This is a genomic window from Streptosporangium sp. DT93 (genome assembly GCF_049844535.1).
Lineage (GTDB): Bacteria > Actinomycetota > Actinomycetes > Streptosporangiales > Streptosporangiaceae > Streptosporangium.
This window is the reverse complement of record NZ_JBNCLF010000010.1, coordinates 48287-73329: the sequence shown is the minus strand read 5'-3', so window position 1 is coordinate 73329 and position 25043 is coordinate 48287. Positions and strand designations below refer to the sequence as shown.

The 25043-nt window shown below is 72.6% G+C and carries 24 protein-coding genes; 10 read left to right on the top strand and 14 right to left on the bottom strand.

The genetic code is table 11. The annotated features are described in order from the left end of the window. Positions 1-251 precede the first annotated feature (251 nt). Positions 252-1046, bottom strand: coding sequence for an SDR family NAD(P)-dependent oxidoreductase (locus ACLQ2R_RS21885; RefSeq protein ID WP_425962131.1), 795 nt, complete (start codon positions 1044-1046; stop codon positions 252-254). A gap of 447 nt (positions 1047-1493) precedes the next feature. On the opposite strand from ACLQ2R_RS21885, the gene ACLQ2R_RS21880 reads away from it, so the two are divergent. Next, positions 1494-1910 (top strand): hypothetical protein, encoded by a 417-nt coding sequence (locus ACLQ2R_RS21880; protein ID WP_425962129.1) that lies wholly within the window; start codon positions 1494-1496, stop codon positions 1908-1910. A gap of 108 nt (positions 1911-2018) precedes the next feature. On the opposite strand, the gene ACLQ2R_RS21875 is transcribed toward ACLQ2R_RS21880, so the two are convergent. Continuing rightward, positions 2019-2582, bottom strand: a complete 564-nt coding sequence (locus ACLQ2R_RS21875) for a carboxymuconolactone decarboxylase family protein (protein ID WP_425962127.1) — start codon at positions 2580-2582, stop codon at positions 2019-2021. Positions 2583-2824: 242 nt separating this feature from the next. On the opposite strand from ACLQ2R_RS21875, the gene ACLQ2R_RS21870 reads away from it, so the two are divergent. Then, positions 2825-3301 (top strand): DUF1992 domain-containing protein, encoded by a 477-nt coding sequence (locus ACLQ2R_RS21870; protein WP_425962125.1) that lies wholly within the window; start codon positions 2825-2827, stop codon positions 3299-3301. A gap of 77 nt (positions 3302-3378) precedes the next feature. On the opposite strand, the gene ACLQ2R_RS21865 is transcribed toward ACLQ2R_RS21870, so the two are convergent. The 4 genes from ACLQ2R_RS21865 to ACLQ2R_RS21850 form a co-directional block, all read right to left on the bottom strand. Further along, positions 3379-3978, bottom strand: coding sequence for a phosphoribosylanthranilate isomerase (locus ACLQ2R_RS21865; protein WP_425962123.1), 600 nt, complete (start codon positions 3976-3978; stop codon positions 3379-3381). A gap of 65 nt (positions 3979-4043) precedes the next feature. Continuing rightward, on the bottom strand, positions 4044-5690 hold the full coding sequence (locus ACLQ2R_RS21860; protein WP_425962121.1) for a penicillin-binding transpeptidase domain-containing protein: 1647 nt from the start codon (positions 5688-5690) through the stop codon (positions 4044-4046). Between the two features lie 265 nt (positions 5691-5955). After that, positions 5956-6774: a PIG-L family deacetylase gene (locus ACLQ2R_RS21855; RefSeq protein WP_425962119.1), complete on the bottom strand. Its 819-nt coding sequence runs from the start codon at positions 6772-6774 to the stop codon at positions 5956-5958. Positions 6775-6882: 108 nt separating this feature from the next. Further along, positions 6883-7740 (bottom strand): SDR family oxidoreductase, encoded by an 858-nt coding sequence (locus ACLQ2R_RS21850; RefSeq protein ID WP_425962117.1) that lies wholly within the window; start codon positions 7738-7740, stop codon positions 6883-6885. 92 nt (positions 7741-7832) lie between these two features. Here ACLQ2R_RS21850 and ACLQ2R_RS21845 point away from each other — a divergent pair, with 92 nt between their 5' ends. Further along, complete coding sequence (locus ACLQ2R_RS21845) at positions 7833-8237, top strand: winged helix-turn-helix transcriptional regulator (RefSeq protein ID WP_425962115.1); 405 nt, start codon at positions 7833-7835, stop codon at positions 8235-8237. A gap of 52 nt (positions 8238-8289) precedes the next feature. Here the strand turns inward: ACLQ2R_RS21845 and ACLQ2R_RS21840 are convergent, their stop codons facing one another. Next, on the bottom strand, positions 8290-8934 hold the full coding sequence (locus ACLQ2R_RS21840; RefSeq protein WP_425962113.1) for a response regulator: 645 nt from the start codon (positions 8932-8934) through the stop codon (positions 8290-8292). Continuing rightward, on the bottom strand, positions 8931-10043 hold the full coding sequence (locus ACLQ2R_RS21835; protein ID WP_425962111.1) for a sensor histidine kinase: 1113 nt from the start codon (positions 10041-10043) through the stop codon (positions 8931-8933). The genes ACLQ2R_RS21840 and ACLQ2R_RS21835 overlap by 4 nt, the downstream gene beginning before the upstream one ends. An 87-nt stretch (positions 10044-10130) precedes the next feature. Between ACLQ2R_RS21835 and ACLQ2R_RS21830 the strand changes: the two genes are divergently transcribed. Then, on the top strand, positions 10131-11174 hold the full coding sequence (locus ACLQ2R_RS21830) for a hypothetical protein (protein WP_425962109.1): 1044 nt from the start codon (positions 10131-10133) through the stop codon (positions 11172-11174). 126 nt (positions 11175-11300) lie between these two features. Continuing rightward, on the top strand, positions 11301-12815 hold the full coding sequence (locus ACLQ2R_RS21825) for a hypothetical protein (RefSeq protein ID WP_425962107.1): 1515 nt from the start codon (positions 11301-11303) through the stop codon (positions 12813-12815). A 165-nt stretch (positions 12816-12980) separates the two neighbouring features. On the opposite strand, the gene ACLQ2R_RS21820 is transcribed toward ACLQ2R_RS21825, so the two are convergent. From ACLQ2R_RS21820 to ACLQ2R_RS21800, 5 genes are all read right to left on the bottom strand, one after another. After that, on the bottom strand, positions 12981-14276 hold the full coding sequence (locus ACLQ2R_RS21820; RefSeq protein ID WP_425962105.1) for a Gfo/Idh/MocA family protein: 1296 nt from the start codon (positions 14274-14276) through the stop codon (positions 12981-12983). A gap of 80 nt (positions 14277-14356) precedes the next feature. Next, the gene (locus ACLQ2R_RS21815; protein WP_425962103.1) at positions 14357-15628 is read right to left on the bottom strand and encodes an ABC transporter substrate-binding protein; all 1272 of its coding nucleotides are present in this window, start codon (positions 15626-15628) and stop codon (positions 14357-14359) included. A gap of 61 nt (positions 15629-15689) precedes the next feature. Further along, the gene (locus tag ACLQ2R_RS21810) at positions 15690-16550 is read right to left on the bottom strand and encodes a carbohydrate ABC transporter permease (protein ID WP_425962101.1); all 861 of its coding nucleotides are present in this window, start codon (positions 16548-16550) and stop codon (positions 15690-15692) included. After that, positions 16534-17514, bottom strand: coding sequence for a carbohydrate ABC transporter permease (locus ACLQ2R_RS21805; protein WP_425962099.1), 981 nt, complete (start codon positions 17512-17514; stop codon positions 16534-16536). Before ACLQ2R_RS21805 ends, ACLQ2R_RS21810 begins: the two co-directional genes overlap by 17 nt. Before the next feature lie 353 nt (positions 17515-17867). Next, a complete protein-coding gene (locus tag ACLQ2R_RS21800) occupies positions 17868-18470 on the bottom strand; it encodes a CGNR zinc finger domain-containing protein (RefSeq protein ID WP_425962097.1) in 603 nt (200 codons plus the stop codon). Positions 18471-18491: 21 nt separating this feature from the next. Between ACLQ2R_RS21800 and ACLQ2R_RS21795 the strand changes: the two genes are divergently transcribed. Continuing rightward, positions 18492-18944, top strand: coding sequence for a VOC family protein (locus ACLQ2R_RS21795; RefSeq protein WP_425962095.1), 453 nt, complete (start codon positions 18492-18494; stop codon positions 18942-18944). 134 nt (positions 18945-19078) lie between these two features. Here the strand turns inward: ACLQ2R_RS21795 and ACLQ2R_RS21790 are convergent, their stop codons facing one another. Continuing rightward, positions 19079-20041 (bottom strand): LacI family DNA-binding transcriptional regulator, encoded by a 963-nt coding sequence (locus ACLQ2R_RS21790; protein WP_425962093.1) that lies wholly within the window; start codon positions 20039-20041, stop codon positions 19079-19081. A 147-nt stretch (positions 20042-20188) separates the two neighbouring features. Here ACLQ2R_RS21790 and ACLQ2R_RS21785 point away from each other — a divergent pair, with 147 nt between their 5' ends. The 4 genes from ACLQ2R_RS21785 to ACLQ2R_RS21770 are packed head-to-tail and all read left to right on the top strand — an operon-like array spanning position 20189 to position 24961. Next, a complete protein-coding gene (locus ACLQ2R_RS21785) occupies positions 20189-21076 on the top strand; it encodes an NAD-dependent epimerase/dehydratase family protein (protein WP_425962091.1) in 888 nt (295 codons plus the stop codon). A gap of 14 nt (positions 21077-21090) precedes the next feature. Next, complete coding sequence (locus ACLQ2R_RS21780; RefSeq protein ID WP_425962089.1) at positions 21091-21957, top strand: 5-dehydro-4-deoxyglucarate dehydratase; 867 nt, start codon at positions 21091-21093, stop codon at positions 21955-21957. Beyond that, positions 21954-22997, top strand: coding sequence for a mandelate racemase/muconate lactonizing enzyme family protein (locus ACLQ2R_RS21775; RefSeq protein ID WP_425962088.1), 1044 nt, complete (start codon positions 21954-21956; stop codon positions 22995-22997). Before ACLQ2R_RS21780 ends, ACLQ2R_RS21775 begins: the two co-directional genes overlap by 4 nt. Further along, on the top strand, positions 22994-24961 hold the full coding sequence (locus tag ACLQ2R_RS21770; RefSeq protein WP_425962086.1) for a DUF6807 family protein: 1968 nt from the start codon (positions 22994-22996) through the stop codon (positions 24959-24961). The genes ACLQ2R_RS21775 and ACLQ2R_RS21770 overlap by 4 nt, the downstream gene beginning before the upstream one ends. Positions 24962-25043: the final 82 nt, after the last annotated feature.

The window sequence follows — 25043 nt, the reverse complement described above, 5'->3', positions numbered from 1 at the left end:
CGATTTCGCCGGATTATCCCCGCGTTCACCGACGAACACTTGACCTCGCCCGCGTCCCCGTTCCCCCTCGTTCCCCCGCGAGTCCCCCTCGTGGGCGGGCGCACCCGTGTCCGTGGCCGGCCGTGTCCTCACTCGTGGCCGGCTCGCACTCGTAACCCGCGCCCGTGACCCGCGCTCGTGGCCATGCCCGCGTACCCCATGGCCGTGGCTCGCGCTCGTGGCCGTGCCGGTGACCGCCGGAAGCGGGACGTTCAGGGAAGGATGGCGTCGACGTAGCCCCCGTCGACCCGCAGGGCGCCGCCGGTGGTGGCGGAGGCCTGCGGGGAGCTGAGGTAGACGACCATGTCGGCGATCTCCTCCGGCTCGATCAGCCGTTGCAGCAGCGACTGGGGGCGGTGTTCCCTGATGAAGGCGCGCTGGGCCTTCTCCCAGGGCAGGTCCCGGTCGACGAGATCGTAGACGAAGTCCTCCACCCCCTCGGTGTGCGTCGGACCGGCGATGACGGAGTTGACCGTGACCCCGCTGCCCGCGGCCTTCTTGGCGAAGCCGCGCGAGACCGCCAGGAGGGCGGTCTTGGACATCCCGTAGTGGATCATCTCCACGGGTGTCACGACCGCGGAGTCGCTGGCGATGTACTGGACGCGACCCCAGGACCGCGCCATCATCCCCGGCAGGTAGGCGCGGGTGAGGCGGATCGCCGCCAGCACGTTCACCTCGAAGAAGCGCCGCCACTCGTCGTCGGTGATCTCCAGGGCGTCCTGCACCCCGAAGACGCCGAGGTTGTTGATCAGGATGTCGGCATCCGGCACCAGGTCGACGGCCCGGTCGGCACCGGCCTCGGTGGAGAGATCTGCGGCGACGGGCAGGACCCGGGCCCCGGGCACCTTCAGGCGTAGCGCGCCGACGGCGGCCTCCACCGTCTGCGGGGTGCGGCCGTTCACGGCCACGGTCGCGCCCGCCCGTGCCAGGCCGGTGGCGATGGCCGCCCCGATCCCCTGGGTGGACCCGGTGACCAGCGCCGTCTTGCCGGTGAGATCGATGTGCATGCGTCACGTCCTTGATGCCCGTCGTGGAACCGCCCCCGTGTGAGCCCGCCCGGCCGGTGGGCGGGACGAGGGGACGGGGCGGGGGGCGGGACGGTGCCCCGTCGTGCCGCCCACCGGCCCGTCCCCGCCCCGCGCCGGGCGGCGTGGAACGCGGGATCGTGGTCATTGTGCGGGAGCGGGCGCGGGGAACGGCGTTCTCCTCGCCGGATGACGGTGTCCTGGCGGGGAGTTTGGAGACTCTTGGACGGATCGGCCGGGCACGCGGGAGGCGGGCCGCCAGGCACGCGGGAGGCGGGCCGCCAGGGAGGTGGGAGGCGGACCGCCTGCCCCGGCTCCGTAGGTCCCGGCCCGGTCCGTCGCGGTTTCCCGGTCCTGGCTCCGCCGGCGGCGATTCTGTCGGTCCCGGCCCGTAGTCTGCCGACCCCGTACGACAGGAAGGTGGGAATCGTGGACCCTGACAACCCCGTGGTCGGACTCTGCGCCCAGGGCATGGAGGCCGAGGCCGACGGCCGTCCCGAGGACGCGCTGCGTTTGTTCGAGCAGGCGTGGCTGGAACGGACCGACGATTTCGACGCCTGCGTGGCGGCCCACTACGTCGCGCGCCATCAGGAGTCGGCGGAGGAGACGCTGCGCTGGAACGAGATCTCGCTCAAGCACGCCGACGCGGTGGCCGACGAGCGGGTGCTCCCCTTCTACCCCTCGCTGCACCTCAACATCGGCGCCTCCCACGAGCTGCTGGGCGATCCCGACGAGGCCCGCCGCTGTTTCCGGCTGGCCGCCGACCGGGTCCACGACCTTCCCGAGGGCCCGTACGGTGACATGCTCCGCCAGGCGATCGCCGACGCCCTGGGCCGCCTGCCGTGAGACGCCCGGCCTGAAACGCCTGACACCGGACGCCTGTCCCGGAACGACTCGACCACCCCGGAACATCCGTCCCGGCACGCCGAGGGGCGCTCCGATGGCAAGGAGCGCTCAGGCGCCTTCGCCGTCCCACGCGAAGGCGCTCAACTGGGGGTCGAGGGGCGCCTCGACGAGCCGGTTGGCGAACGTCGAGATGGTGTAGGCGCCCACCCCGAGAACGACCTCCAGCGCGTTGCGCGCGGTGTGGCCGGCGTCGAGGAACGCGCGCGTCTCCTTCTCGTCCACCGCGCCCAGGCCGTCCATGACCGCGAGGGTGAAGCGCCGCACCGCCTCCAGCCGCGCGTCGGCCAGGGGCCTCCGGGCCCGCAGCGCCTCGACCAGCTCGGGCGGAGCCTCCAGCCCGGCCAGCGTGGCGGTGTGCATCGCCACGCAGACGTGGCAGCGGTTCCGGGTGGCGACGGTCAGGATGACGATCTCACGTTCGAGCTGTCCGAGGGTGGCCTGCTCGAACGAGGCCGAGGCCGCCAGGAACCCCTTGAGCAGTTGCGGGGAGTCGGCCATCAGGGCCACCGGCGCGGGGAGGTAGCCGAACTTGCGCGTCACCGCCTCGACGGTGGGACGGATGTCGGACGGCGCGCTGTCGGCGGTGTGGGCGACGAAGACGTCGGAGGGCATCGGGACCTTCTCTCTGGGACTCACCGGGCGCGGGAGCCGGGCTCGGCTGACGCACGCGGCGAAACAGTCAATGTGGTTGTCTATATAGTAAACATGGTTGACTACTTTGGCAACGTCGTGGACAGGCGGGCCGTTCCGCCGGCAGGTGAGCGGGTGAGAATCGCGGAGGGGTCCACCACCCGCCCCCGGGGAACCGCCGATTACCCTCGAAGACGTCACCGACCGCGACAGGAGGCCCGACCGTGACGGACCGCAAACCCCTCGGGGTCGGCTTCGAGACGTGGATCGACCGGCAGATCCGCGAGGCCACCGAACGCGGGGAGTTCGACAACCTGCCGGGCGCGGGCAAGCCCCTTCCCGACGCGGGCAGGCAGCCCGACGAGCTGTGGTGGGTCAAGCAGAAGATGAGGGAGGAGAACCTGTCGTTCCCCCTGCCGGGGACGCTCGCACTGCGCAAGGACGCCGAGAGGGCGCGGGCGGCCGCGGTGGACGCGCGGACGGAGGCCGAGGCCCGCAGGATCATCGAGGAGATCAACGACCGGATCCGCGAGAGTCACGGCAGGACCCTGTCGGGCCCGCCGCTCGTCCAGCCACTCCTCGACGTGGACGAGGTCGTCGCCGACCGGCGAACCCGCCACCCCGCCGTGGAGGAGCCCGCCCCCGCCCCCGCCCCGCCGCCCCGGCGGCGTTCCCTCCTCCGGTGGTTCGGGCGAGGCTGAGCCTCGGACCGAACGGCCCGCTCCCGCCGCCGGTAACACCCCTCCCCCGCCACCGTCGGCCACGCACCCGCCGCCGGTCAGGGCCCCTCGGCGCCGCGGGCGGCGGCGACGAAGTCCGCGATGAGCCCGGCGTCCTTGACACCGGGCGCGACCTCCACCCCGCTCGACACGTCCACCCCCCACGGGCGGGCCGCGGCGATCGCCCCGGCCACGTTCGACGGGTCCAGCCCTCCCGCGAGCATCCAGTGGCCCGCCGGACGGCCGCGTACCGCCGCCCAGTCCCACGGCTCGCCCGAACCGGGTCTCGGCGCGTCGACGATGAGCAGGTCCTCGTCGAAGGCGCCGCAGCGCAGGTCGGTGCTCGCCGCCCCGGCGCGCACCAGGGTGAGCCCCAGGTCCTTGAGCGCGGTGAAGTCCTCGTGCGGGTGGTCGCCGTGGAGCTGGATCCCGCGTACCCCTGCCTCCAGCGCGGCGGCGCGGACCTCCCCGGACGGTTCCCCGGCGAACACCGCCACGGTCAGCACGTGCTCCGGGACCGCCGAGGCCAGCTCCCGCGCCCGCGCGGGGGTGACCCGCCGTGAGCTCCTGGTGAGGACGAACCCGATGGCGTCGGCGCCCGCCTCGACGGCGGCCGTCACATGTCCGGGCTCGCGGAGCCCGCAGATCTTCACGTACACCCTGAGTACGGTAGCCCGTCCCCGGCACCACCCGCCCGCCCCCGGTCACCCGGGCGGGCCGGCGCCTACAGGCCGTTCAGGAACCGCGCGGCGATCGGGGCCGCGACCTGTCCTCCGGCCCCGCCGTTCTCCACGAACACCGCGAAGGCCAGGGAGCCCCGGTAGCCGACGAACCAGGCGTGGTCCGTGGCGCCCTGGACTTCGGCCGTGCCGGTCTTGCCCGCCGTGCCCGCGGGCAGGCCCGCCTGGGCGGCCGTGCCCTGGGTGACCACGGCCTCCATCATCGTCCGCAGGGCGGAGGCCACACCGTCGTCCAGCGGCACCGGCTGCGGCTCGTCCGGGCCGGCCTGCTCGGCCAGGATGGCGGGCCTCCAGACGCCGCTCGCCGCCGCGGCCGCGACCTCGGCCATGCACAGCGGGCTGGCCTGCACGGAGTTCTGGCCGATGGCGTCGGACCCCAGCTCGTCGAGGTTTCCGTACGGCCGGATCCGGCAGGCGCTGAGCCCCGGCTTCTCCCGGAAGCCGAACCGGTCGGCGGCCTCGGCGCGCAGCCGGTCGTCGCGCAGCCGGTCGTGGGCCTGCTGGGCGAAGGTGGTGTTGCAGGAGAGCGCGAAGGCCATGGTGAGGGGGACGGCGCCGTGGTCGACGTTGTCGGAGTCGGTGAAGGTCCTGCCGTTCGGGATGGTGTAGGAGGCCGGGCAGGGGACCTGCGAGTCCGGGACCAGGCCGGAGCGGAGCAGCGCGGCGGCCGTCACCACCTTGAACGTCGACCCCGGGGGGTAGAGGCCGTTGAAGGCCTTCTTGCCGCCCAGCGCGTCCGCCACCGCGCGTACCTGACCGGTCTGGATGTCCAGGGCCACGATCGCGGCGGGCTGCCCGACCCCGTCCAGGGCCCGTGCCGCGGCGGCCTGCACGGGCAGCGAGACGGTGGTCCTCGTCCCGGACGCCTCCCGGCGCGGGGACGCCTTCAGCACCGTTCCCGAGGGCTCCTCCAGCAGTTTCAGCTCGACGGCCGTCTCACCCAGACCGGTGAAGTAGTCACCCGCCCTGCTCTCCCTGGGGAACGGGCGCCCCTCGCGGGTGAGCGTGTCCGGGGTCCTGATCTCCTTCCGCCTCAGCTTCAGGCTCCCGCCGTCCTTGAGCGAGGGGTGCATCGTCTCCGGGGCCCAGAGCACCTTCCACGTGCCGGCGCGCCGCTCCAGGCGCAGGACCGAGGTGAAGGGCCACCGGCCCAGATCGGTGATCTCCCGTACGCCGTTGAAGGACAGCTCGGCCTTCTCCGCGCCCGGCTCGCTCAGCTCGCCGGCGGTGAGGGAGAGCGAGGAGATCCGCAGGTCGGCGTCGAAGCCGCGGTGCCGGTCGGCGAAGTCGGCCGGGGGGTCGGCGACCAGGGCGGCCATGGCCGCGTGGTCGCCGGCCTGCCAGGCGGTGAGGTAGCTCCTGGCGACCCACTCGGGACCGTCCTGCGGCGTCGGCGTGGCCGGGGTGGGTGTGGCCGGGGCCAGCGTGATCACGGACGCCGAGGAGGGCGGCGCCCCCTCGCCCCCCTCGGCCGTGCCGGGTTCCTCGGCTTCCGCGGCCGCGTCGGCGGGCGTGGGACGGGCCGACGGGGAGGCGGCGACCGTGCCCGAGGTGGACACCAGCGCGTACACGCCGAAAATGACGATCATGACCGCCGAGACGATCAGTGCGAGAAGCCGTCGATCCCGCATGCCGTTTACTCCCCTGGGTTTCCACGGATGCTCACCAGAGAAAAGATCGTAAAGGCGGGCGCGATACCGAAACAGGTTTTTCCCGACATCGGTACAGGAGCGTGCCCTTAACGGGCGAAGGTGGTGCGGCGCCGGCCCGGCATGTCACCGGCGCGCGTCCCCCTCACGACCCGAAGCCCTTCCTCACCGGAGCCGTGCCGATTCCCTCTCCCGCCCCTGCCCGTCCTGCCTTCACGCGCCCGCGCCGCCCCCTCGCCCTCGGCCCCTACCGGAGGCCGTCGAAGAGGTCGTCCTCCCTGTCGGCCGCCCCGGGGACGCGGTTGATCGCGCGGATGAACCCCTCGGTCCCGAGGACCTGATGCAGGGCCTCGGGGGGCATGCGCAGCATGAAGATGCTGTCCCCCTGGCTCGCGTGCGCCTCCAGCGCCTTGCGCTTGCGCTCCACGTAGGGCGTCACGTCGATCATCGCGGTGATCTGCGCCTCCGGGACCCCGAAGTCGTCGGGAAGTTCGAGCTCCTCGGGGGCGACACCGGCCGAGCGGAGGAGCTCGGACAGCTCGGCCATGCGCTCGCGGGGCACGGCGGTGTAGTACAGCTTCTCGGGGATCTGGCTGGTCTCGGCCGCGGCCACGGCGATCCGGTGGGCCTGGATGTGGTCGGGGTGACCGTAGCCCCCGTTCTCGTCGTAGGTCACCACGACCTGCGGGCGGTAGCGCTCCATCAGCTCGGCCAGCCGCGCGGCGGCCCGTTCCACCGGGACGTTGGCGAAGGCGTCCTCGGCCTTGTTGCCGTCCCAGCCGTCCATGCCCGAGTCGCGGTAGCCGAGCAGCTCCACGTGCTCGATCCCCAGATGGGTCACGGACGCGCGGAGCTCCTCCAGCCGCAGCGCGCTCACCGCTGCCTCGTCATGGCCCGGCTCCCCCGGCTTCACCCCGCCGGGGGCGTCCCCCTGCTCCCCGTTCGTGCAGGTCACCAGGACGGTGCGGATGCCCTCGTCGGCGTACCGGGAGAGGATCCCGCCCGTCCCGAGGACCTCGTCATCGGGATGGGCGTGCACGGCCATCACGGTCAATCGTTCGCTCATGATTTCCACCCGTTCGTTCAAAGAGCCGCGGATCGGCCCACTCTACGGTGGCCCCCTGACAGCCCGGAGCGGCCGGTGGGCCACCGTGGGCGGCGGCCCACCACGGGCTCAGGGGCGAGCGTTCCGGATCACCTCGTCCAGCGGGGTGACCGGGCGGCCGAGCAGCCGGGCCAGGTCGCCGGCGCCGGCCTCCAGGTCGCCGCGGGCGATGGACTCGTCGAGCGAGGCGACGAAGGCGGCGGTGCCCTCGTCCATCCCGCTCCGGCGCAGCGCGGCGGCGTACTCGGCCGCCGGAAGGTCGCGGTAGACGACCTTCGTGCCGGTCACCTCGGTGACGGTCGCGGCCAGCTCGTCGAGGGTGAAGGCCTGGCCCGCGAGTTCGTACACGGCGCCGTCGTGCTCGTCGCCGGTCAGCGCCGCGGCGGCGGCCCCGGCGTAGTCGGCGCGGGGCGCGGCCGAGATCCTGCCGGAACCCGCGGCGCCGAGGATCTCCCCCCGCTCCAGGTATCGGGGGAGCTGATCGGTGTGGTTCTCGGTGTACCAGCCGTTGCGCAGCACGGTGAACGGCACGCCTGAGGCGGCCAGGATCTCCTCGGTGGCCCTGTGGTCGGGCGCCAGCGGGCTGGCACTGGTGCCGGCCCGCAGGAGGCCGGTGTAGACGACGCGCTCGACGCCGGCGGCCCGTGCGGCCTCGATCACCGCGGCGTGCAGGGCCGGACGCCGTCCCGGCACGTCGCCGGAGATCAGCAGCAGGCGGCGTACCCCGTCCAGGGCGGCCGGCAGCGTCTCGGGCAGCGAGTAGTCGGCCAGGCGGACCTGGACGCCGCGCCGGGCCAGGTCCGCGGCCTTGGCCTCGCTGCGGGCGACGGCGACGATCTCGGCGGCGGGTACGCCCCGGTCGAGCAGGTCCTCGATGACGAGGCGTCCGAGGTGGCCGGTGGCCCCGGTGACGGCATAGGCGGGCATGGCGAATCCCTTCAAGTAAGCACTGCAATCCAGTAAGCACTAACTAAAACACAGTACACACTGTTCCGCAGCGACGGGGGTAGGCTGGCGGGGTGGCCGAACACAGTGCGCACCCCCCGGCGGAGCCCTCCCAGGAGCTCGTCAGCGACGTCTTCGCCCGTTCCTGCACCTCGCGCGCCGCGTTCGAGGACGTGACGGCCAAATGGGCCTCGCTCGCATTGCTGGCCCTGGCCGAGGGCGGCTACCGCTTCAACGCGCTGCGCCGCCGGGTCGAGGGGGTGAGCGAGAAGATGCTGTCGCAGACCCTCCAGGCCCTGGAGCGCGACGGCCTGGTCACCCGCGAGGTCCTCAGCGCCATACCGCCCAGGGTGGAGTACGCGCTGACCCCGCTCGGCGTCCGTGCCGCCGCGCACCTGCGTGCCCTGGCCGACCTGCTGGAGGGGGCCGTGCCCGAGGTCGAGGAGGCCCGGCTGGCCTACGAGCGCCGCCAGGGCTGAGCCGGCGCCCGGCCGCCGGCCCGGGTCGGGGAGCTCGGGGAGCTCGGGGAATTCAGCGGGGCTCGATGCCGGGGACGACCAGGCCGAGTTCGTAGGCCGTGACCGCCGCCTGCGTGCGGTCGCGGGCGCCCAGCTTGTCCAGGACGTTGGTGACGTGCGTCTTGACCGTCTCCCGCGACACGCGCAGCACCTCGGCGATCTCCGCGTTGGCCTGCCCGAGCGTGATGTGGCGCAATACCTGCAGCTCGCGCGGGGTCAGGGTCACCCCGTGGCCCACCCCGGCGTCGCCGTGGTGCGGCGAGGCGATGCGCCGCAGCGCGTCGGGGAAGAGCACCGCGTCCCGCGAGTGCACCAGCCGGACCGCCTCCACCAGTTGGGTCGCGGGAGCGCGTTTGAGCACGTAGCCGGCCGCTCCCGCGCGCAGCGCCCCCCACACCAGCTGATCGCTCTCGAAGGTGGTGACCACGACGACGCGGGTGGAGGGCGAGCGGCGGGCCAGCTCGACGGTGGCGGCCAGGCCGTCCATCCGGGGCATGCGGACGTCCATCAGCACGACGTCCGCCCCGGTGCCCGCCTCGACGGCCTCGTGGCCGTCCGCCGCCTCGCCCACGACGGCGAGGTCGTCGTGGGCGGAGAGCATCGCCGACCACCCCGCGCGGATCAGCCGGTCGTCGTCCGCCAGGACCACGCGGATCACAGCGGCAGCCTCGCCCGTACGCGCCAGACGGCGTCCGCCTCCTCCAGCGTGCAGGTGCCGCCGACCAGGCGGGCGCGCATGCGCATGCCCGTCAGGCCCCGCCCCCTCCCGGCCGCATCACGACCGGCACCGCCGCCGGTGGCGGCGGGGGCGGCGCAGGCGGCGGTCGCGGTGGCGTTCTCCACCGTCAGCACCAGGTCGCCGACGACGGCCACGTCGAGCGTGACGGGGCCCCGGCCGTGCCGCAGGGCGTTGGTGAGCGCCTCCCTGGCGATCGCGTACGCGGCACGTGAGGTCGCCGCCGGCACCCGGTCCAGGTTCTGGGCGCGCACCCGCACGTCCAGGCCGCGGGTGAGCGAGCCGAGCGCGTCGAGTGTGGGGGCGCGCGCCGTGTCGCCGTCGTCCAGCACGCCGAGCAGCACGTCGAGCTCCTCCTGGGCGGCGCGGGCGGTGTCCACCAGGTGGTCCAGCGACTCCCCCGCCTGCCGCACCCGGGGTTCGGGCCGGTGCAGCGCCGCCTGCGCGGCCATGCCCTGCACCAGGACCACACTCAGCGCGTGCCCCACCGCGTCGTGCAGTTCCAGCGCGAGCGTCTGGCGGCGGCCGAGCTCCTCCAGCGCACGGGACGGTTCGGCGCGCAGCAGCCGGCGCGCCACCGACCGCTGGCCGAACCCGGCGACGACCATGGCGGCCACCACCGCGCCGGCCATCAGGAACGGCTGCGCCGTCTCGGCGGGGTTCTGGCGCCAGCCCGTCAGGTCGCCGGCGCGTGTCAGCCCGGGGGCCAGCAGGAGCAGCGCGGCGCCCAGCGTGGCTCCGCCGTACAGGTGCAGGCTCGTCAGGGCCACCAGGTAGAGCGGATCGGCCCTCGCCGGGACGTCGACGTCGAGGAGTTCCGACAGCGCGATCGTCTCGATGCGCCGCACCAGGGGCGCGAGGGCCAGCAGCACCGAGGCCGGCAGGCACGCCGCCCACAGCGTCAGGACACGGGCCGGCGTGACCTCGGTGACGATCACCAGGCCGAGCGCCACCGCCGCCGGGACGAGCAGGGCCGCGCCGAGCGCCGGGTAGATCGCCGCCCGCAGGGCGCGCGCGAGGTGTTCGCTCACGGCGACGATGCTAACCAGCAAGCCGGGACGGGCACTCCCCCGCCAGGGGGAGGTGGCGGGGAGCGGCCCGTTCCTACGGTGAGCGCCATGACGAGAAACCTCCGGATCGCCGGCGCGCTGCTGTCGATCGCCGTGACGGCCGTCGGGCTGCTGTGGTGGATCATCCCCGCGAGCTATCCCTTCGGCGCGCACGACCGCGTCACCGTGTCGCTGTCGCACCTGTTCGAGCACGACGTGGGCGGCCCGATGGCCGTCGTGGCCGGACTGGCCGGGCTGGTGACGGCCTTCGCCTCGGGTACGGCGCTGAGGGCGGGCGCGGTCGCGCAGGTCGTCTTCTTCGGCGTGGTGATGTCCGACGCCGGCATCATGTCCCTGCTGGGCTACGCCATGGCGCTGGCCGGCCCGGTCGCGCTGGCGGCGATCCTGGTCCTGCTCTGCCGGCGCCGCGGGTGGCCGGCCGTGCTCGCCCTCGTGGCGCTGGGGGCGCTGCTCGCCCTGGTCGTGGGCGGCACGCTCACCGGGCTCGTCCCGGTCGGCCGCCTCCTGCTCAACCTCTTCGCGGACTTCTCGTCGTACGCCGGGCGCGTGTCCTGGACGCTGGCCGACGCGCTCGCCTGCGGCCTGTGGGCGGCGATCGCGGTGGCGGCCTTCAGGACCGGCGGCACGCCGCGCTGGGTGCGGCCCGCCGCCGTCGCCCGCTGGGGACGCCCGGTCACGATCGCGGCCGCGCTGTGCCCGCTGCCGTACGCACTCTACCGGCTGACCTGGCTGACCCCGTGGCCCACCGACGTCGGCGCGGGCGAGCTGGCGGCGAATCCGGGGCTCAGGCTGCAGGGGCTGATCATCGCCTTCGGCGCCCTGGGCGGATCCGTGCTGACGCTCGGCCTGATCGCCCGGTGGGGCGAGGTGTGGCCGCGGTGGGTGCCGGTCCTGCACGGCCGCCCCGTGCCGGTGCGCCTGCCGGTGATCGCGGGAGGGCTGGTCGCGGGGGCCTGCTGCCTGGCCTCTCCCGGGCTCACGGTCAACGCCGTGGAGTGGGGGGACCTGCTGCCGCTGCTGCTGTGGCCGTACCCGATCTGGGGGATCCTGCTGGCCGCCGCGGTCCTGGCCTACCGGCTGCGCCGCGGGTGACGTGTCGAGGACGGCGTGCCAGGCGGCTCCCCGCTCCGCCGGGTTCCCGTGTCCGGACATATCGGTAAGATCATCCGCATCGTCACTCGCATCCGGGCCGCTGCCGGCCGATACCGCTTCGGGCACGTGGCCGCCGTCGTCGTCGTGCTCTACCTGGCCGTCGCGGCCATCGGCGTGGTGCTCGCCGTCGTGTCCGGCGACCCGTCGGTGCTGTCGGTGGCCGCGTCGAGGACACTCCACATGTGGGGTGAGGACGGGCCGGCGCCCCTGTACGCCGGGATCTGCGGGCTCAACGCGTGGGCACTGTGGCAGGTGCTGCGCGGTCCCGGGACGTCGCGCACCGCGCAGTCGCCGCGCGACGTGGTCTGGCTTCGGCGCCTGCTGTACGTAGGCATCGTCGGCGACCTGGCGCTCTGGGACCTCGTCGGAGAGCTGTCGGACGTCGTGGAGTACGTCGCGAGCCAGGCCGTGTGGATCGCCACGGTCGTCCTGCTGGTGCGGGTCGTCTCCGGGGTCTCGGTCCTGTTCCGGGCCCTCGCCCTCGTGCTCGGCCTGACCGGCGCGCTGTCCTCGACGCTCTTCCTATTCTCCTTCTCCGAGGGTACGGGCCGGACGATCGAGCTGCTGGGGCTGGCGGGCCTCGGCTGGACGGTGATGATCCTCGTCGCGCAGCGCCGCGACGGGCGGTGGAGCGACGCCACGGTCGACATCGGGAGGGTCGCCCTCGTCGTCGCCCTGCTCTCCCCGCTGCTGGCCTCCCTGCTCGGCCTCCTCCAGGTCGGGCAGCTGTTCGACGACCAGGCGCTCGTGCTGGGCGCGCTCGGGGTGTTCGGCACGGTGTGGCTGGCGCGCACCGCGCACGAGCTCGCCGGGCCCGCCGGCACGCCCGCCGCCGGGGCCGGCCCCGGGCCCACCCCCGGCCGCGTGCCGCGGGCGGCCGTCGTCGCCGCGCTCGTACTGCCGCTCGTCGTGGTCGGCGCCGAGGAGGAGTCGCGGTTCGCCCTCCCCGGCGCGCAGGAGGGTGTCGACCGGCAGCGGGCCGAGCAGGCGCTCGACGAGGCACGCGCGCGGGCCGAGAACGAGCGGGAGACGGCCGCGTGGGAGGCCGAGATGAACGCCCGGTGCACCGACCCCTGGCCGGGGGTGCGGGCCGGGAGGCAGGGCACGACCGCGTACCTGCTCTTCGAGGGGGGCGGCCACCACGTCTTCGACGACCGCGACGAGTCCGAAGGTCCTGGTGGCGACATCGACCGGGCGGTCGACGACGGGTTCGTCGACGCCGCCGGCAGCAGTGCCGTCGTCATGACCGACGGCGAGAACGCGGCGCTGTGCGTCACGGTCAAGGCGTTCGGCGCCACCCCGCCGCTCCGGCTCAGGGGCTGGGAACGGGTGGTCGAGGTGGGTCTCGTCAGCCGCAGCGGCCGCCTGGTCGTGCCGCACTTCTCCGAGGGCGGTGACAGTGGGACGATCCGGCCGCTGCCCGACCTGGCCGTCGGCGGCCCCGGCCGCTACCGGATGCGCATCTACGCCCGCGCGTTGGGGTGGGACGAGGACGACCCCGACGCGCCCGTCGAGGAGCACCTGATCGTCGTCTATCCCGGCCGGTCCACGGAGAAGGTCGTCCATCGCGCGCGGCGGTGACCGCTCGGCCGCCCCGCGCGCACCCCGGCGCGTCAGGTCCGCCGCCCCGCGTGCCCGCCGGCGCGTCAGGTTCGGCGCGTCAGGCCGGCCGCCCCGCGTGCCGGCCGGTGTGCCGGGTGTCGCCGGATGCCATGCGGTCCGGCCGGGCCCTGGACCCGGCCGGGGTCAGCGCGCCTGCCGGGTGCCCTCGTCCTCCAGCAGGACGGGGGCTCCGCTCGCGGCGGACAGGTTGGCCGAGACGCCGACCATCACGCTGGCGACGCCCGCGCGGTGCCCGGCCTGGCGGCGCAGGGGGTCGTCGGAGACACCGCGGAAGATGTCGTTCAGCATGAGGACGTCGCCGCCGCCGTGGCCGCCCGCGCCCGCGGAGATCGCGACCTCCTCCGCCTCCTGCCAGTGCCGTTGCAGGACGAGCCGCTCGGAGGCGCCGGCGGCGTGGGCCTTGTCGGCGGCGGTCGGGTCGATCGCGGCCCGCGGCGGGGTCCAGGCGCGTTCGACGACCTCCAGCTCCAGCCGTCCCTCGGTGCCGTTGAAGGCCACCCGGTAGCCCTCGAAGGGGCCGTGGGCGTTGAGGGAGTAGGTGAGGATCGCCCCGCGGGAGTAGCCGACGAGGACCGACATGTTGTCCTCGATGGTCACGCCGTCGCCGAACACGTCCTGGTCGCGGATGTAGCCGTCCTCGTGCTCGGCGTCCAGGTAGAGGCGCTTGAGCCGGGGGTCGGCGGAGATGTCGAGCAGGTAGGGGTCGGTGCCGAGTTCCGGCGCTCCGGCGGCGCGTTCTGGCCGGTCGCCCAGGCCGCGGGCGCGGGCGTTGCCGGCCCCGTAGAAGCGCAGCGCCGAGCGGGCGTAGACGGAGGCGGCGGTGTCGTCCAGCCACCAGTTGACCAGGTCGAAGTGGTGGGTGGACTTGTGCACCAGCAGGCCGCCGGAGCTGGCCTTGTCACGGTGCCAGCGGCGGAAGTAGTCGGCTCCGTGGATGGTGTCCAGCACCCACTCGAAGTGCACGGAGGTGACGTCGCCGATCGCGCCGTCGGCGATCAGCCGTCGGACGGCGCTGTTGCGCGGCGAGTAGCGGTAGTTGAAGGTGACGACGAGCCGGCCGGTGCTCCGCTCGGCGGCCTCGACGATGGCCGCGCAGTCCTCGGCGGTGGTGCACAGCGGCTTCTCCACGATGACGTCCTTGCCCGCGTCCAGCGCGGCGACGACGTAGCGGGCGTGGGTGGCGTCGACGGTGGCGACCACGACGGCGTCCGCGAGCGGGAGCATTTTGTCGAACTCGTCCGGTGTGAAGGACGGGACGTCGCGGCCGATCCGGTCGAGGTAGTAGCCGATCCGGGTCCGGTTGACGTCGCAGAGGGCGACGATCTCGCCGGTGTCGCTCCAGTCACCGAGCAGCGCGTCGATGTACAGCTGTACCCGGTGGCCGAGTCCGACGAAGGCGTATCGCATCAGGAACCCCATGGGAGTAAGGGTGGAGACGGCCGTGCCGTACGGCCCGGTGTGAGCCGTACGGCACGTCGTTCCCGCGTGGAGAAGGGCCGTTACTTGGTGAGGGTGGAGTTGGCCTCGGCGATGAAGGCCTTCGCCGCGTCGTCCGCGGTGGCCTTCTCGAACAGCACCGAGTCGGTGGCGCGCTTGAGGATGTCCTCCATCTCCATCGCGCCCTTCGGCGGGACGGTGATCGGGCTCAGCTCGCTCTTGATCGACTCGATGAAGGCCAGCACCTTCTGGTCGGCCGGGGTCAGCTTGTCCTTGATGGCGGTGACGACCTTGGCGTTGGTCGGCAGGCCGCGGTCGCTGAGCAGGATGCCGCCGGCCTCGGGGTCGTTGACGAGGAAGTCGACGAACTTGCCGGCGGCGTCGGCCTTGTCGGTCTTGGCGGAGACCGTGTAGTACATGGCCGGCTGGAGGAACATGCCGGCGTTGGGCGCACCCTCGACCTTGGGCATGCGCAGCAGGTCGAGCTCCTGGCCCGAGCCCTTGCTCAGCGCGGTGAGCTGGTTGCTCCACCAGCTGCCGAAGGCGCTGGTGTTCGTGGCGAGCATGGCCTGGTCGACCTTGGTGCCGGTCTCCAGCATCTGGGCGGCGCTCGGACCGGCCTTGGTGGAGATGATCTTCTGCAGGAGCGCCCACCAGTCCTTGACGGTCTGCTCCGACAGGCCGATCTTGCCGTCCTTGTAGAACTGCTCCCCGCGCTGGGCGGCGAACAGCTGCAGGAAGGCGGGGTTCTCGTTGTACTCGGTGCCCCAGACCTTGCCCTCACCCTTCTCGGTGATCTTCTGGGAGATCGAGATGTAGTCGTCCCAGGTCCAGGTGGTGTCGTCGGGGACCTTCTGGCCGGCCTTCTCCACCGCCGCCTTGTTGACGATCATGGGGAAGGCGTTGACGCCGGTCGGGATGGCGAACTGCTTGCCGTCGACCTGGCCGGCCTTGAGCACGTCCTGGTCGAGGTCTGTGCTGTTCACCTTGCCGGTGAGGTCGGCGAGGATGCCGCGGCCGGAGTACTCGGCCAGACCGCGGATCTCGATGGACATGACGTCGGGGGCGTCGTCGGCCGCGGCCTTGGTGGCCAGCTTCTCGTAGTAGCTGTCCCAGTCGGAGAAGTCGCCTTCGATGTCGATCGTCGGGTTCTTCTTCTCGAACGCGGCGATGGCCGACTCCGTCAGCTTCTGACGGGCGTCGCTGCCCCAGTACGAGAAGACGACCTTCGTCTTGCCGCCGGACTCGCCGGCCTCTCCGCTGTCGCCACTGCCGCAGGCGGTGGCCGATATCGCGAGCAGGGTGATGGCGGTGGCCGCCTTGATGATCTTCATAATCGCCTCAGGTGGTGGAGGTGGGGAGGACGGGGGGTGTGAGCTGGATGGACGAAAGGGACTACTTGAGACCGGTGGTCGCCATGCCCCGGACGAGGTACTTCTGGCCCGCGAGGAAGAAGCCGAAGATCGGCCCGAGAGAGATGATCGACATCGCGAACAGCGGGCCCCAGGAGGACTCGCCGCTGGAGTCCATGAACTGCCGGAGCGCGACCGGGACGGTGAGGTTGTCGGAGTTGGTCAGGTAGAGGTTCTGGGTGAAGAAGTCGTTCCAGGTCCAGATGAAGGTGAAGATCGCGGTGGTCGCCAGCGCCGGGACGCACAGCGGCATGATCACCCGGATGAACGTGCGCCAGTGGCCCGCGCCGTCGATCGCCGCGGCCTCGTCCAGCTCCCGGGGAAGGGTCCGGATGAACTGGACCATCAGGAAGATGAAGAACGCGTCGGTGGCGAGGAACTTCGGCGCGATGATCGGCCAGATCGTGTTGATCCAGTCGAACTTGGCGAACATGATGTACTGCGGGACGACCGTGACGTGGTGCGGCAGCATGATCGAGCCGAGCATGATCGCGAACCACACCTTCTTCAGCGGGAACTCCAGCCGGGCGAAGGCGTATGCCGCGAGCGAGCAGGCGAGCAGGTTGCCGACGACCGCCAGGACCGTGATGACGGCCGAGTTCCAGAGGTAGTAGCCGAAGGTGTGCTTGAGCGCGACCCAGCCCTCGGTGTAGTTCGCACCGGTGACCTCGCCCGGCACCAGCCCCGGCTCCCGGAAGATCAGCTCTTCGGGCTTGATCGAGCTGGAGATCATCCAGAGCAGCGGGTAGAGCATGAACAACCCGAAGGCGATCAGCAGGACGTGCCTGACCAGGCGGGGGGCGGGCCGGAACAGCACCGGCACGCGCTTACTTGTCGTCGCCATAGAAAACCCAGAATCGAGACATGATGAAGTTGACACCGGTCAGGGCGGCGATGATGAGCAGCAGCACCCACGCCATGCCGGCCGCGTAGCCCATCTCGTAGTTCTTGAAGCCCTTGATGTAGAGGTAGAGCGTGTAGAAGAGGGTCGAGTCGACCGGTCCGCCGTTGCCGCCGCTGACGATGAACGACTGGGTGAAGGACTGGAACGACTTGATCACCTCCAGCACCAGGTTGAAGAAGATGATCGGCGTGAGCAGCGGCAGGGTGATCGAGCGGAACTTCCGCCACCTGCCGGCGCCGTCGACCGCGGCCGCCTCGTACAGGCTCTGCGGGATCTGGCGGAGCCCGGCCAGGAAGATGACCATCGGGGCGCCGAACGTCCAGACGTGCAGGATGATCAGCGTCCACAGCGCGGTGTCGGGGCTCGTCACCCATCCCTGGCCCTCGTAGCCGAACAGGCCGAGGAACGAGTTGACGATGCCGTCGGTCCCGAAGATCTTCCGCCAGAGGATCGAGATCGCCACGCTGCCGCCGAGCAGCGAGGGCAGGTAGAAGATCGAGCGGTAGAACGGCAGGCCGCGCAGTCCCCTGTCCAGCACGAGCGCCAGCGCCAGCGCGAAGGCCAGCTGCAGCGGGACGGACACCACGACGTAGGTGGTCGTCACCTGCAGCGAGGTGATGAACCGGTCGTCGGCGAAGAACATCTTCTCGTAGTTGGCCCAGCCGACCCAGTGCGCCTCGCTCAGCATGCTGTAGTCGGTGAACGACAGGTAGAGCGAGGCCATCATCGGACCGAGCGTGATCGCGAAGAGGCCTATGAACCAAGGGGCCAGGAACAGGTAGGCCGCCCACGCCTGCGATCGGCTGCGGGAGCTCCTGAGGCGCCGATGGGTGGGGGGAGCCACCTTTTCGGGGGGCGTGACCGGCACTTCGGTCGTCCCCGCCGTTGCGGGACTCAGCGTCATCACTGGCCCTTCGGGGAGTCGGTGAATTGGTAGCGCTTTTCCTATAGCTTCACGAGCCGGGACGTCAACCCTTTGCAGTGAGCTGGCTCACGCCTCGCAACGCCCCCTTTTCACATAACAGCAGTTCAAGGCACTATTACGCCATCAGAGGGTGAACGGAAAAAACTCGTTTCAACGCGAGTTAATACAACCGATTGCAGTCACGGAGCGTGGTCGCCCCCTGTGAAGGGGAGCGAAAACCGCCTGGTGACCACCCCGGGGCCAGGCCCTCGCCCCGGACGCGAATCAGTCGCGAATCGGCCGCGAATCGGCCACACGTGCGTCGCGGGCCGTCGGCCCCGGGCCCCGGGCGGTCATTCCTCGCCGGATCGGCGCTCGCGCAGCGCCCTCACCTTGCTGAGGTTGCCGCAGTGCTCCATGGAGCACCAGCGGCGGCGGCCGGGACGCGAGGTGTCGACGTAGACGAGGTCGCAGTTCCCGGCGGCGCAGGTGCGGACCCGGTGCGCGAAGGGGCCGGTCAGCAGCTCGACGGCGTCGCGCGCCACGGTGGCCACGAGGTGCGTGCCGGTGAAGGTGGTGGCCCAGCGCCGCTCCCCGGCCGCCGCGATCGCGGGCGCCAGGGCCGGAAGGGCCGCCGCCTCGTTGACGGCCGCCAGGTCCTCCGGCGGGTAGGGCTCGCCGCGCAGGTGGGCGAGGACCGTCCCGAACAGGGCGTCGCGCAGCCGCCGCGCGCCCGCCACCTCGGCCTCCGTGATCTCCAGCACGGGGGTCGGCGTCAGCCGTGACCGCTCCGCCCAGGCCGCCAGGTCGGCGGGCTCGTGCAGGACCTCGTAGCGGCGGTAGGGGCCGGGGCCGCCGGTGGTCAGCAGCTCCAGGCACAGGGCGCCGGGGTCGAACCGGTAGGCGACGCCGGCGCGGGAGTACAGCGTCAGCCCCTTGGTTGCGGGCGAGTCCATGTAACCAATATAACTGGTTACATGGCATTGACGTGGAAGCTGGTCATCGACAGCACGGACGCTCCCGCCCTGGCGGACTTCTGGGCCGCGGCCCTGGACTACGAGGTGGAGGATCCCGGCGCGCTCATCGAGCGCCTGCTGGCCGCCGGTCAGCTCGGCGAGGAGGCGGTCGCCGAGCACCGCGGCCGCAGGATCTTCCGCGGCTACGCCGCGATCCGCCACCCCGAGGACCCGTTCGACGAGGTCAGCGGCATCGGCCGGGGCCGGCGGCTGCTGTTCCAGGACGTGCCCGAGGGCAGGTCGGGCAAGAACCGCCTGCACATCGACGTCCACGCCGGGCCCGGCGGCCTCGACGCGCTGGTGGCCCGGCTGGAGGGCCTGGGGGCGGCCCGCGTCCAGGAGTTCGACAGGGGGCCGGCCGGGCACTGGTGGGTCATGCGCGACCCGGAGGGCAACGAGTTCTGCGCGGCGTAGCCGCACGGGGAGCGCCGCTCAGAAGCCCTTCCCCGGGGGTGCGAACGAGTTCCGCGCGGCGTGGGCACGCGAAAGGCGTCTCACCCGGGGGAGCGAACGAGTGCCACGCTTCCCGGGCGCCAGGGAAGCGCGGCTCAGGCGCCTTCCCTCGGGGGCGCGGTGGAGTCGCGGACCACGAGATGGGTCTCCAGGACGGTCGCGGCGCTCATCGACTGGACGAGGAGGTCGACCGCCATCCGCCCGGCGGCGCTCGCGGGCATCGCGACCGTGGTGAGCTTGGGGCGGTACAGCCGCCCGGTGGTGCTGTCGTCGAAACCGATCACGCTCACGTCGCCCGGCACGCCGACCCCGAGGGGCTCCAGCGCCTCGATGAGACCGATGGCGACCAGGTCGTTGTAGGCGAGCACCCCGGTCACCCCCGCCTCGACGACCCTGGCCGCGGCGGCGACGCCCCCCTCCTCGGTGGGGGGGTTCGGGCCGATGACGACCACGTCGAGACCGGGGATCTCCGTGACCGCCCTGCGGATCTCGCCGCTGGTCCACGAGCCCGCGGGACCCGTCACCAGCGCGACGCGCCGGTGGCCGAGCTCCACCAGGTGCTCCATGGCGACGCGGGCTCCGTGGGCGACGTCCATCACGACCGTGGTCAGCCCGCGGATGAGCCGGTTGACCAGCACGAACGAGACGCTCTCCGAGAGCTTCTCCAGCGCCTTGTTGGACAGGCGCGGGCTGCACAGCACGATGCCGTCGACCTGTTTGGAGAAGGCCAGGATGAGCTCCTCCTCCTCGGAGGGACTCTCGCCGGTGTCGGCCACGAACAGGTGGTAGTCCTGGCGGCGGGCCGCGGCCTGCGCGGCCTTGATCAGCGACGAGAAGAACGGGTTGGCCAGGTCGGGCACGATCAGCCCGATGTTGTTGGTGCGGCCCGTCTTGAGCGAGCGGGCCGCCCGGTTGGGCCGGTAGTCGAGCTCCTCGGCCACCGCGAGCACCCGGGTACGGGTCTCGGCGTTGACCAGATGGGGCGCCGAGAAGGTCCGGGAAACCGTCGACACATGGACACCTGAGGCGTGGGCGACATCCCGGATGGTCACTGACATGCCGCACACCCTAACGCAACCGTTTGCAGATGGGTTAAGCATCCTGAGACCGGTTGTCGGTGGTTAACCCCGCTCACTTGACGTATTGTCCCGGCTGCCGCGATTGTTTACTGCAACTGATTGCAGTCTTTCGAAGGAGCCCCCACGGTGAGCAGAGTGCTCGTCACCGGTAGCGCGGGCCGGCTCGGCCGCAGCGTTGTCACCTCGCTCGCGGCGGCCGGACACGAGGTCATCGGCGTGGACAGCGCGCCGGGAACCCCGCGCGAGGCCGCCTCCACCCTCCCGGCCGATCTCACCGACCTGGGCGAGACCCACTCGGTCCTCGCCCACTTCAGGCCGGAGGCGGTGGTCCACCTGGCGGCCATCGCGGTACCGTTCAGCCGCTCCGAGGCCACCACGTTCCGCGTCAACACCCAGCTCGCCTTCAACGTCTGCGCGGCCTCGGTCGCCCTCGGGGTGGAGAAGCTCGTCGTGGCCAGCAGTCCCACGGTGATCGGGTACGGCGCGCCGGGCGGGTGGACCCCCGCCTACCTGCCGCTGGACGAGGACCATCCGGCGCGGCCCTGGAACGCCTACAACCTGTCGAAGCTCGTGGCCGAGCAGACCATGCAGGCGTTCGCGCGCTCCAGTGAGAGCACCCGGATGGCGGCGTTCCGCCCCTGCTTCGTCGTCGCGCCCGAGGAGTGGGAGGGAGCGCCCACCCAGTCCGGGCACACGATCGTCGAGCGGCTCGACCGGCCCGAGATCGGCGGGGTCTCCCTGTTCAACTACCTCGACGCCCGCGACGCCGGCGACTTCGTCGACACGCTGATGGCCAGGCTCCCCCTGCTGGAGACGAACGGCGAGGTCTTCTTCGCGGGCGCCGCCGACGCGCTGGCGCGCGAACCGCTGGCCGAGCTGCTGCCGACCGTCATGCCGGAGACGAAGGCGTTCGCCACCCCCCTGACCGGCACCTGTCCCGCCTTCTCCTCCGCCAAGGCCGAGCGGCTGCTCGGCTGGACCGCCAAGCGCAGCTGGCGCACCGAACTCTCCTGAAGGAAAGCCCGATCATGAATCTCGATGGCGTCCTGTTCTTCCCCGTGACCCCCTTCGGCCCCGACGGCGAGCTCGCGCCCGGCGTGCTGGCCGACCACGTCCGCCAGGGGCTGGAGCACCGTCCCGGCGGCGTGTTCGCCGCCTGCGGGACCGGCGAGTTCACCGCCCTGTCGGAGGCCGAGCACGCCGAGGTCGTCCGGGTGGCCGTGAAGAGCGCGGCCGGGGCCGTCCCGGTGTTCGCCGGGGCAGGCGGGCCGCTCGGCGCGGCGCTCTCCCAGGCGCGGGCCGCCCGCGAGGCGGGTGCCGACGGGCTGCTGCTCATGCCGCCCTACCTCGTGCAGGGCCCCGGTTTCCCCGCGTACGTGCGGGCGATCGCCGCCGAGCTGCCGGTGATCATCTACCAGCGCGGGCCGATCGCCCTGGAGCCGGAGGCCGCGGTCGAGCTGGCCGCGATCCCCGGCGTCATCGGCCTCAAGGACGGTCTCGGCGACATCGACCGGATGCAGCGGATCGTGCTGGCCGTGCGGGAGGTGCGCCAGGACTTCCTGTTCTTCAACGGGCTGCCGACCGCCGAGCTGACCCAGCCCGCCTACCGCGCGCTCGGCGTCGGCCTGTACTCCAGCGCGGTGTTCTGCTTCGCGCCCGAGATCGCCAACGCCTACCTGAACGGCGACGAGCGGCTGATCGCCGAGTTCTACGCGCCGCTGGTGCGACTGCGCTCCAAGGTGCCGGGGTACGCGGTGTCGCTGGTCAAGACCGGGGTGCGGCTGCGCGGGCTGGACGCCGGCCAGGTCAGGCCGCCGCTGGTGCCGGTGACGCCCGAGCACGAGGCCGAGCTGGAGGCGCTGATCACCTCGGGCCTCGCCCTGGTGGCTTCGTGATCAAGGATCTGGCGGTCACGCTGCGGTCGGCGCCCCTGGCCCGGCCCTGGGGCGCGGACGTGCCCTTCAACCACGCCCTGCTCGTTACGATCACGCTGGACGACGGGCGGCGCGGCACCGGGCTCGCCTGGACGCCGCAGATCGGCGCCCAGGCGGTCAAGGCCCTGCTGGAGCACGACGTCCGCGACGCGGTGATCGGCCTGCCGCCGCACCCGGAGCTGGTGTGGGACCGCCTCTCGGCCCACCTGAGCGAGGCGGGACGGTCGGGGATCGTCCCGATCGCCCTGTCCGGGATGGATCTCGCGCTGTGGGACCTGCGCTGCGGCGAGCGGGCACTGGTCGACGTGCTCGGCGCGCGGCGCGAGAGCGTCCCCGTCTACGGCAGCGGCGTCAACCTCCACTACACCCTCCAGGAGCTGCGCGCGCAGGCCGAGCGGTGGGTCGCCGCCGGGTTCACCGCCGTCAAGATGAAGGTCGGGCGCCCCTCCCTCGCCGAGGACGTCGAGCGGGTCGCGGCGGTCCGCGAGGTGATCGGGCCGGACCGGCTGCTGATGGTCGACGCCAACCAGCGGTGGGACCTGCACCGGGCCCGCGTCGCGCTGCGGGCCCTGGAGAGGTACGACCTGTTCTGGATCGAGGAGCCGCTGCCCGCCGACGACCTGCCCGGCCAGGTGGAGCTGCGGCGCGGCGTCGGCGTCCCGGTGGCGGTCGGCGAGAACGTCGCCACCGTCCACGGGTTCCGCGACCTGCTGACGGCGGGCGCCTGCGACGTCGTCCAGCCGAACCTGGTACGGGTCGGCGGGATCACCCCGTTCCTGCGGATCGCCGAGCTGGCCCGCGTCTTCGGCGTCCCGGTCTACCCGCACCTGCTCACCGAGCTGTCGGGGCAGCTCGCCCTCGCGCTGCACCATCCCGCGATGGTGGAGCGGGTGGAGGACGCCACGCTGGCCGACCTGGGCCTGCTCGCCTCCCCCCTCCCGGTGGAGATCGACGGGGCCGAGCTGCGCGCGACCGGCGCGCCGACGAGGTGGGCGTCGTGAAGCCGGTGCGCGTGGTGGTCGCCGGGATCCACGGCCACGGCCGCAACCACGTGGAGAACGTGCGGCGGCTGGCCGCGACCGGCAGGGCCGAGCTCGCCGGGGTCTGCGACACGCGGCCGGCCGACGGCCTCGACGTGCCGTGGTCGGCGGACCTGGCGTCGCTGATCGCCGGGACCGGGGCGGAGGTGGCGGTGATCGCGACGCCGATCCACACCCACGCCCCCCTGGCCGTCGCCGCCCTGCGGGCCGGGGCGCACGTGCTGCTGGAGAAGCCCCCCACACCGTCGGTGGAGGAGTTCGAGCAGATCTCCGCCGCCGTGGCCGAGACGGGGCTGGCCTGCCAGGTCGGCTTCCAGTCGCTCGGCTCGGCCGCCGTTCCCGCGGCGGCCGGGCTGCTGGGCGAGCCGATCCGCGCCGTCGGCGTCGCCGGGTCCTGGACGCGCCCGTTCTCCTACTACACGCGCGCCCCCTGGGCGGGGCGGCGCAGGCTGGACGGCGTGGACGTCATGGACGGCGCCCTGACCAACCCGTTCGCGCACGCGGTGGCCACCGCGCTGGCCGTCGCCGGGGCCGACGCGGTCTCCTCGGTCGAGGGGATCGAGCTGGAGCTGTACCGGGCCAACGCGATCTCCTCCGACGACACCTCCAGCGCCCGCCTCCGCCTCTCCGACGGCACCGTCATCGCGATCACCGTCAGCCTGTGCGGCGGGCGCCGGACCGAGCCCTACCTGCACCTGCACGGCGACACCCGCTCGGCGCTGCTCTTCTACACCCTCGACGAGGTCGAGGTGGACGGCGTCCGCACCGGCTTCGACCGCACCGACCTGCTGTCCAACCTGCTGGCGCACGTCAGGGAGGGAGAGGAGTTGCTGGTGCCGCTGGAGCGGACCGGCGGCTTCACCCGGGTGCTCGACGAGATCCGGCGCGCCCCCGACCCGCTGCCCGCTACCGGTTTCCGTACGGAGCCGTCCCGGCTGGTGCTGCCGGGCATCGAGGGCCTGGCCGTGCGCGCGGCGGCGGAGCTGAGGACCCTGTCGGAGCTCGGTTTCCCCGGCGGCACCGGCTCCCCGGCGACCGCGTCCACCCCCCCGCCGGCGCCGGCCGCACCGATCACGCCGGAGGCACCGGCGGTATGGCCCGAGTCGCTGCTGCGCGCCGGTTCGCGGGAGGTCGCGACCTACGTCCGCCGGGGCGACCTCCAGGCGACGGACGCGCCCCGCCCCCACCTGCATCCGGTACGGACGCTGGCGGGGACGGTCGTGACCGAGACCCAGCCCGCCGACCACGTCCACCACTTCGGGGCGGGCGTGGCGATCTCCGACGTCAACGGGGTCAACTTCTGGGGCGGTTCCACCTACGTGCCCGGCACCGGGCCGGTGATCCTCCCCAACCACGGGCGGCAGCGGCGCCGCTCACTGCGTCCCGTGAACGGCGACGGCGGTGACGGTTTCGCCGAGCGGCTCGACTGGGTCGGGCCGGACGGCACCGTCCTGGCCGTCGAGGAACGGACCCTGCTGGCCCGTACCGTGACCGGCGCCTGGGCGCTGGAGTTCGTCTTCACGCTGCACAACCGGACCGGCGAGCCGCTGTCGATCCAGAGCTCGGCCTGCAAGGGGCGGACCGGCGCCGGGTACGGCGGGTTCTTCTGGCGCGCTCCCAAGGACTCCCCCGGGCTGGACGTCTTCACCGCCGACGCCCGCGGCGAGCGGGCCGTGCACGGCAGCCGATCCCCCTGGCTGGCGCTGACCTGCGACGACTGGAGCCTGCTGTTCGCGCAGACCGCCGGGCTCGACCCGTGGTTCGTCCGCGTCGCCGAGTACCCTGGGGTCGGACCGGCCCTGGCCTGGGAGGTGCCGCTGGTCGTCCCCGAACGGCTGGAGCGTGCGATCACCGTCGTGGTCGCCGACGGGCGGCTCACCACCGAGCGGGCCCACGCCCTGGCCGCGGAGCTCGCCGTCCCGTGAGGACCCCGGTCGCGGGGGGGGGGGGGGGGGGGGGGGGGCCCGCGGGGGGGGGGGGGGGGCGGGGCGGCGCCCCGGGTGCCCC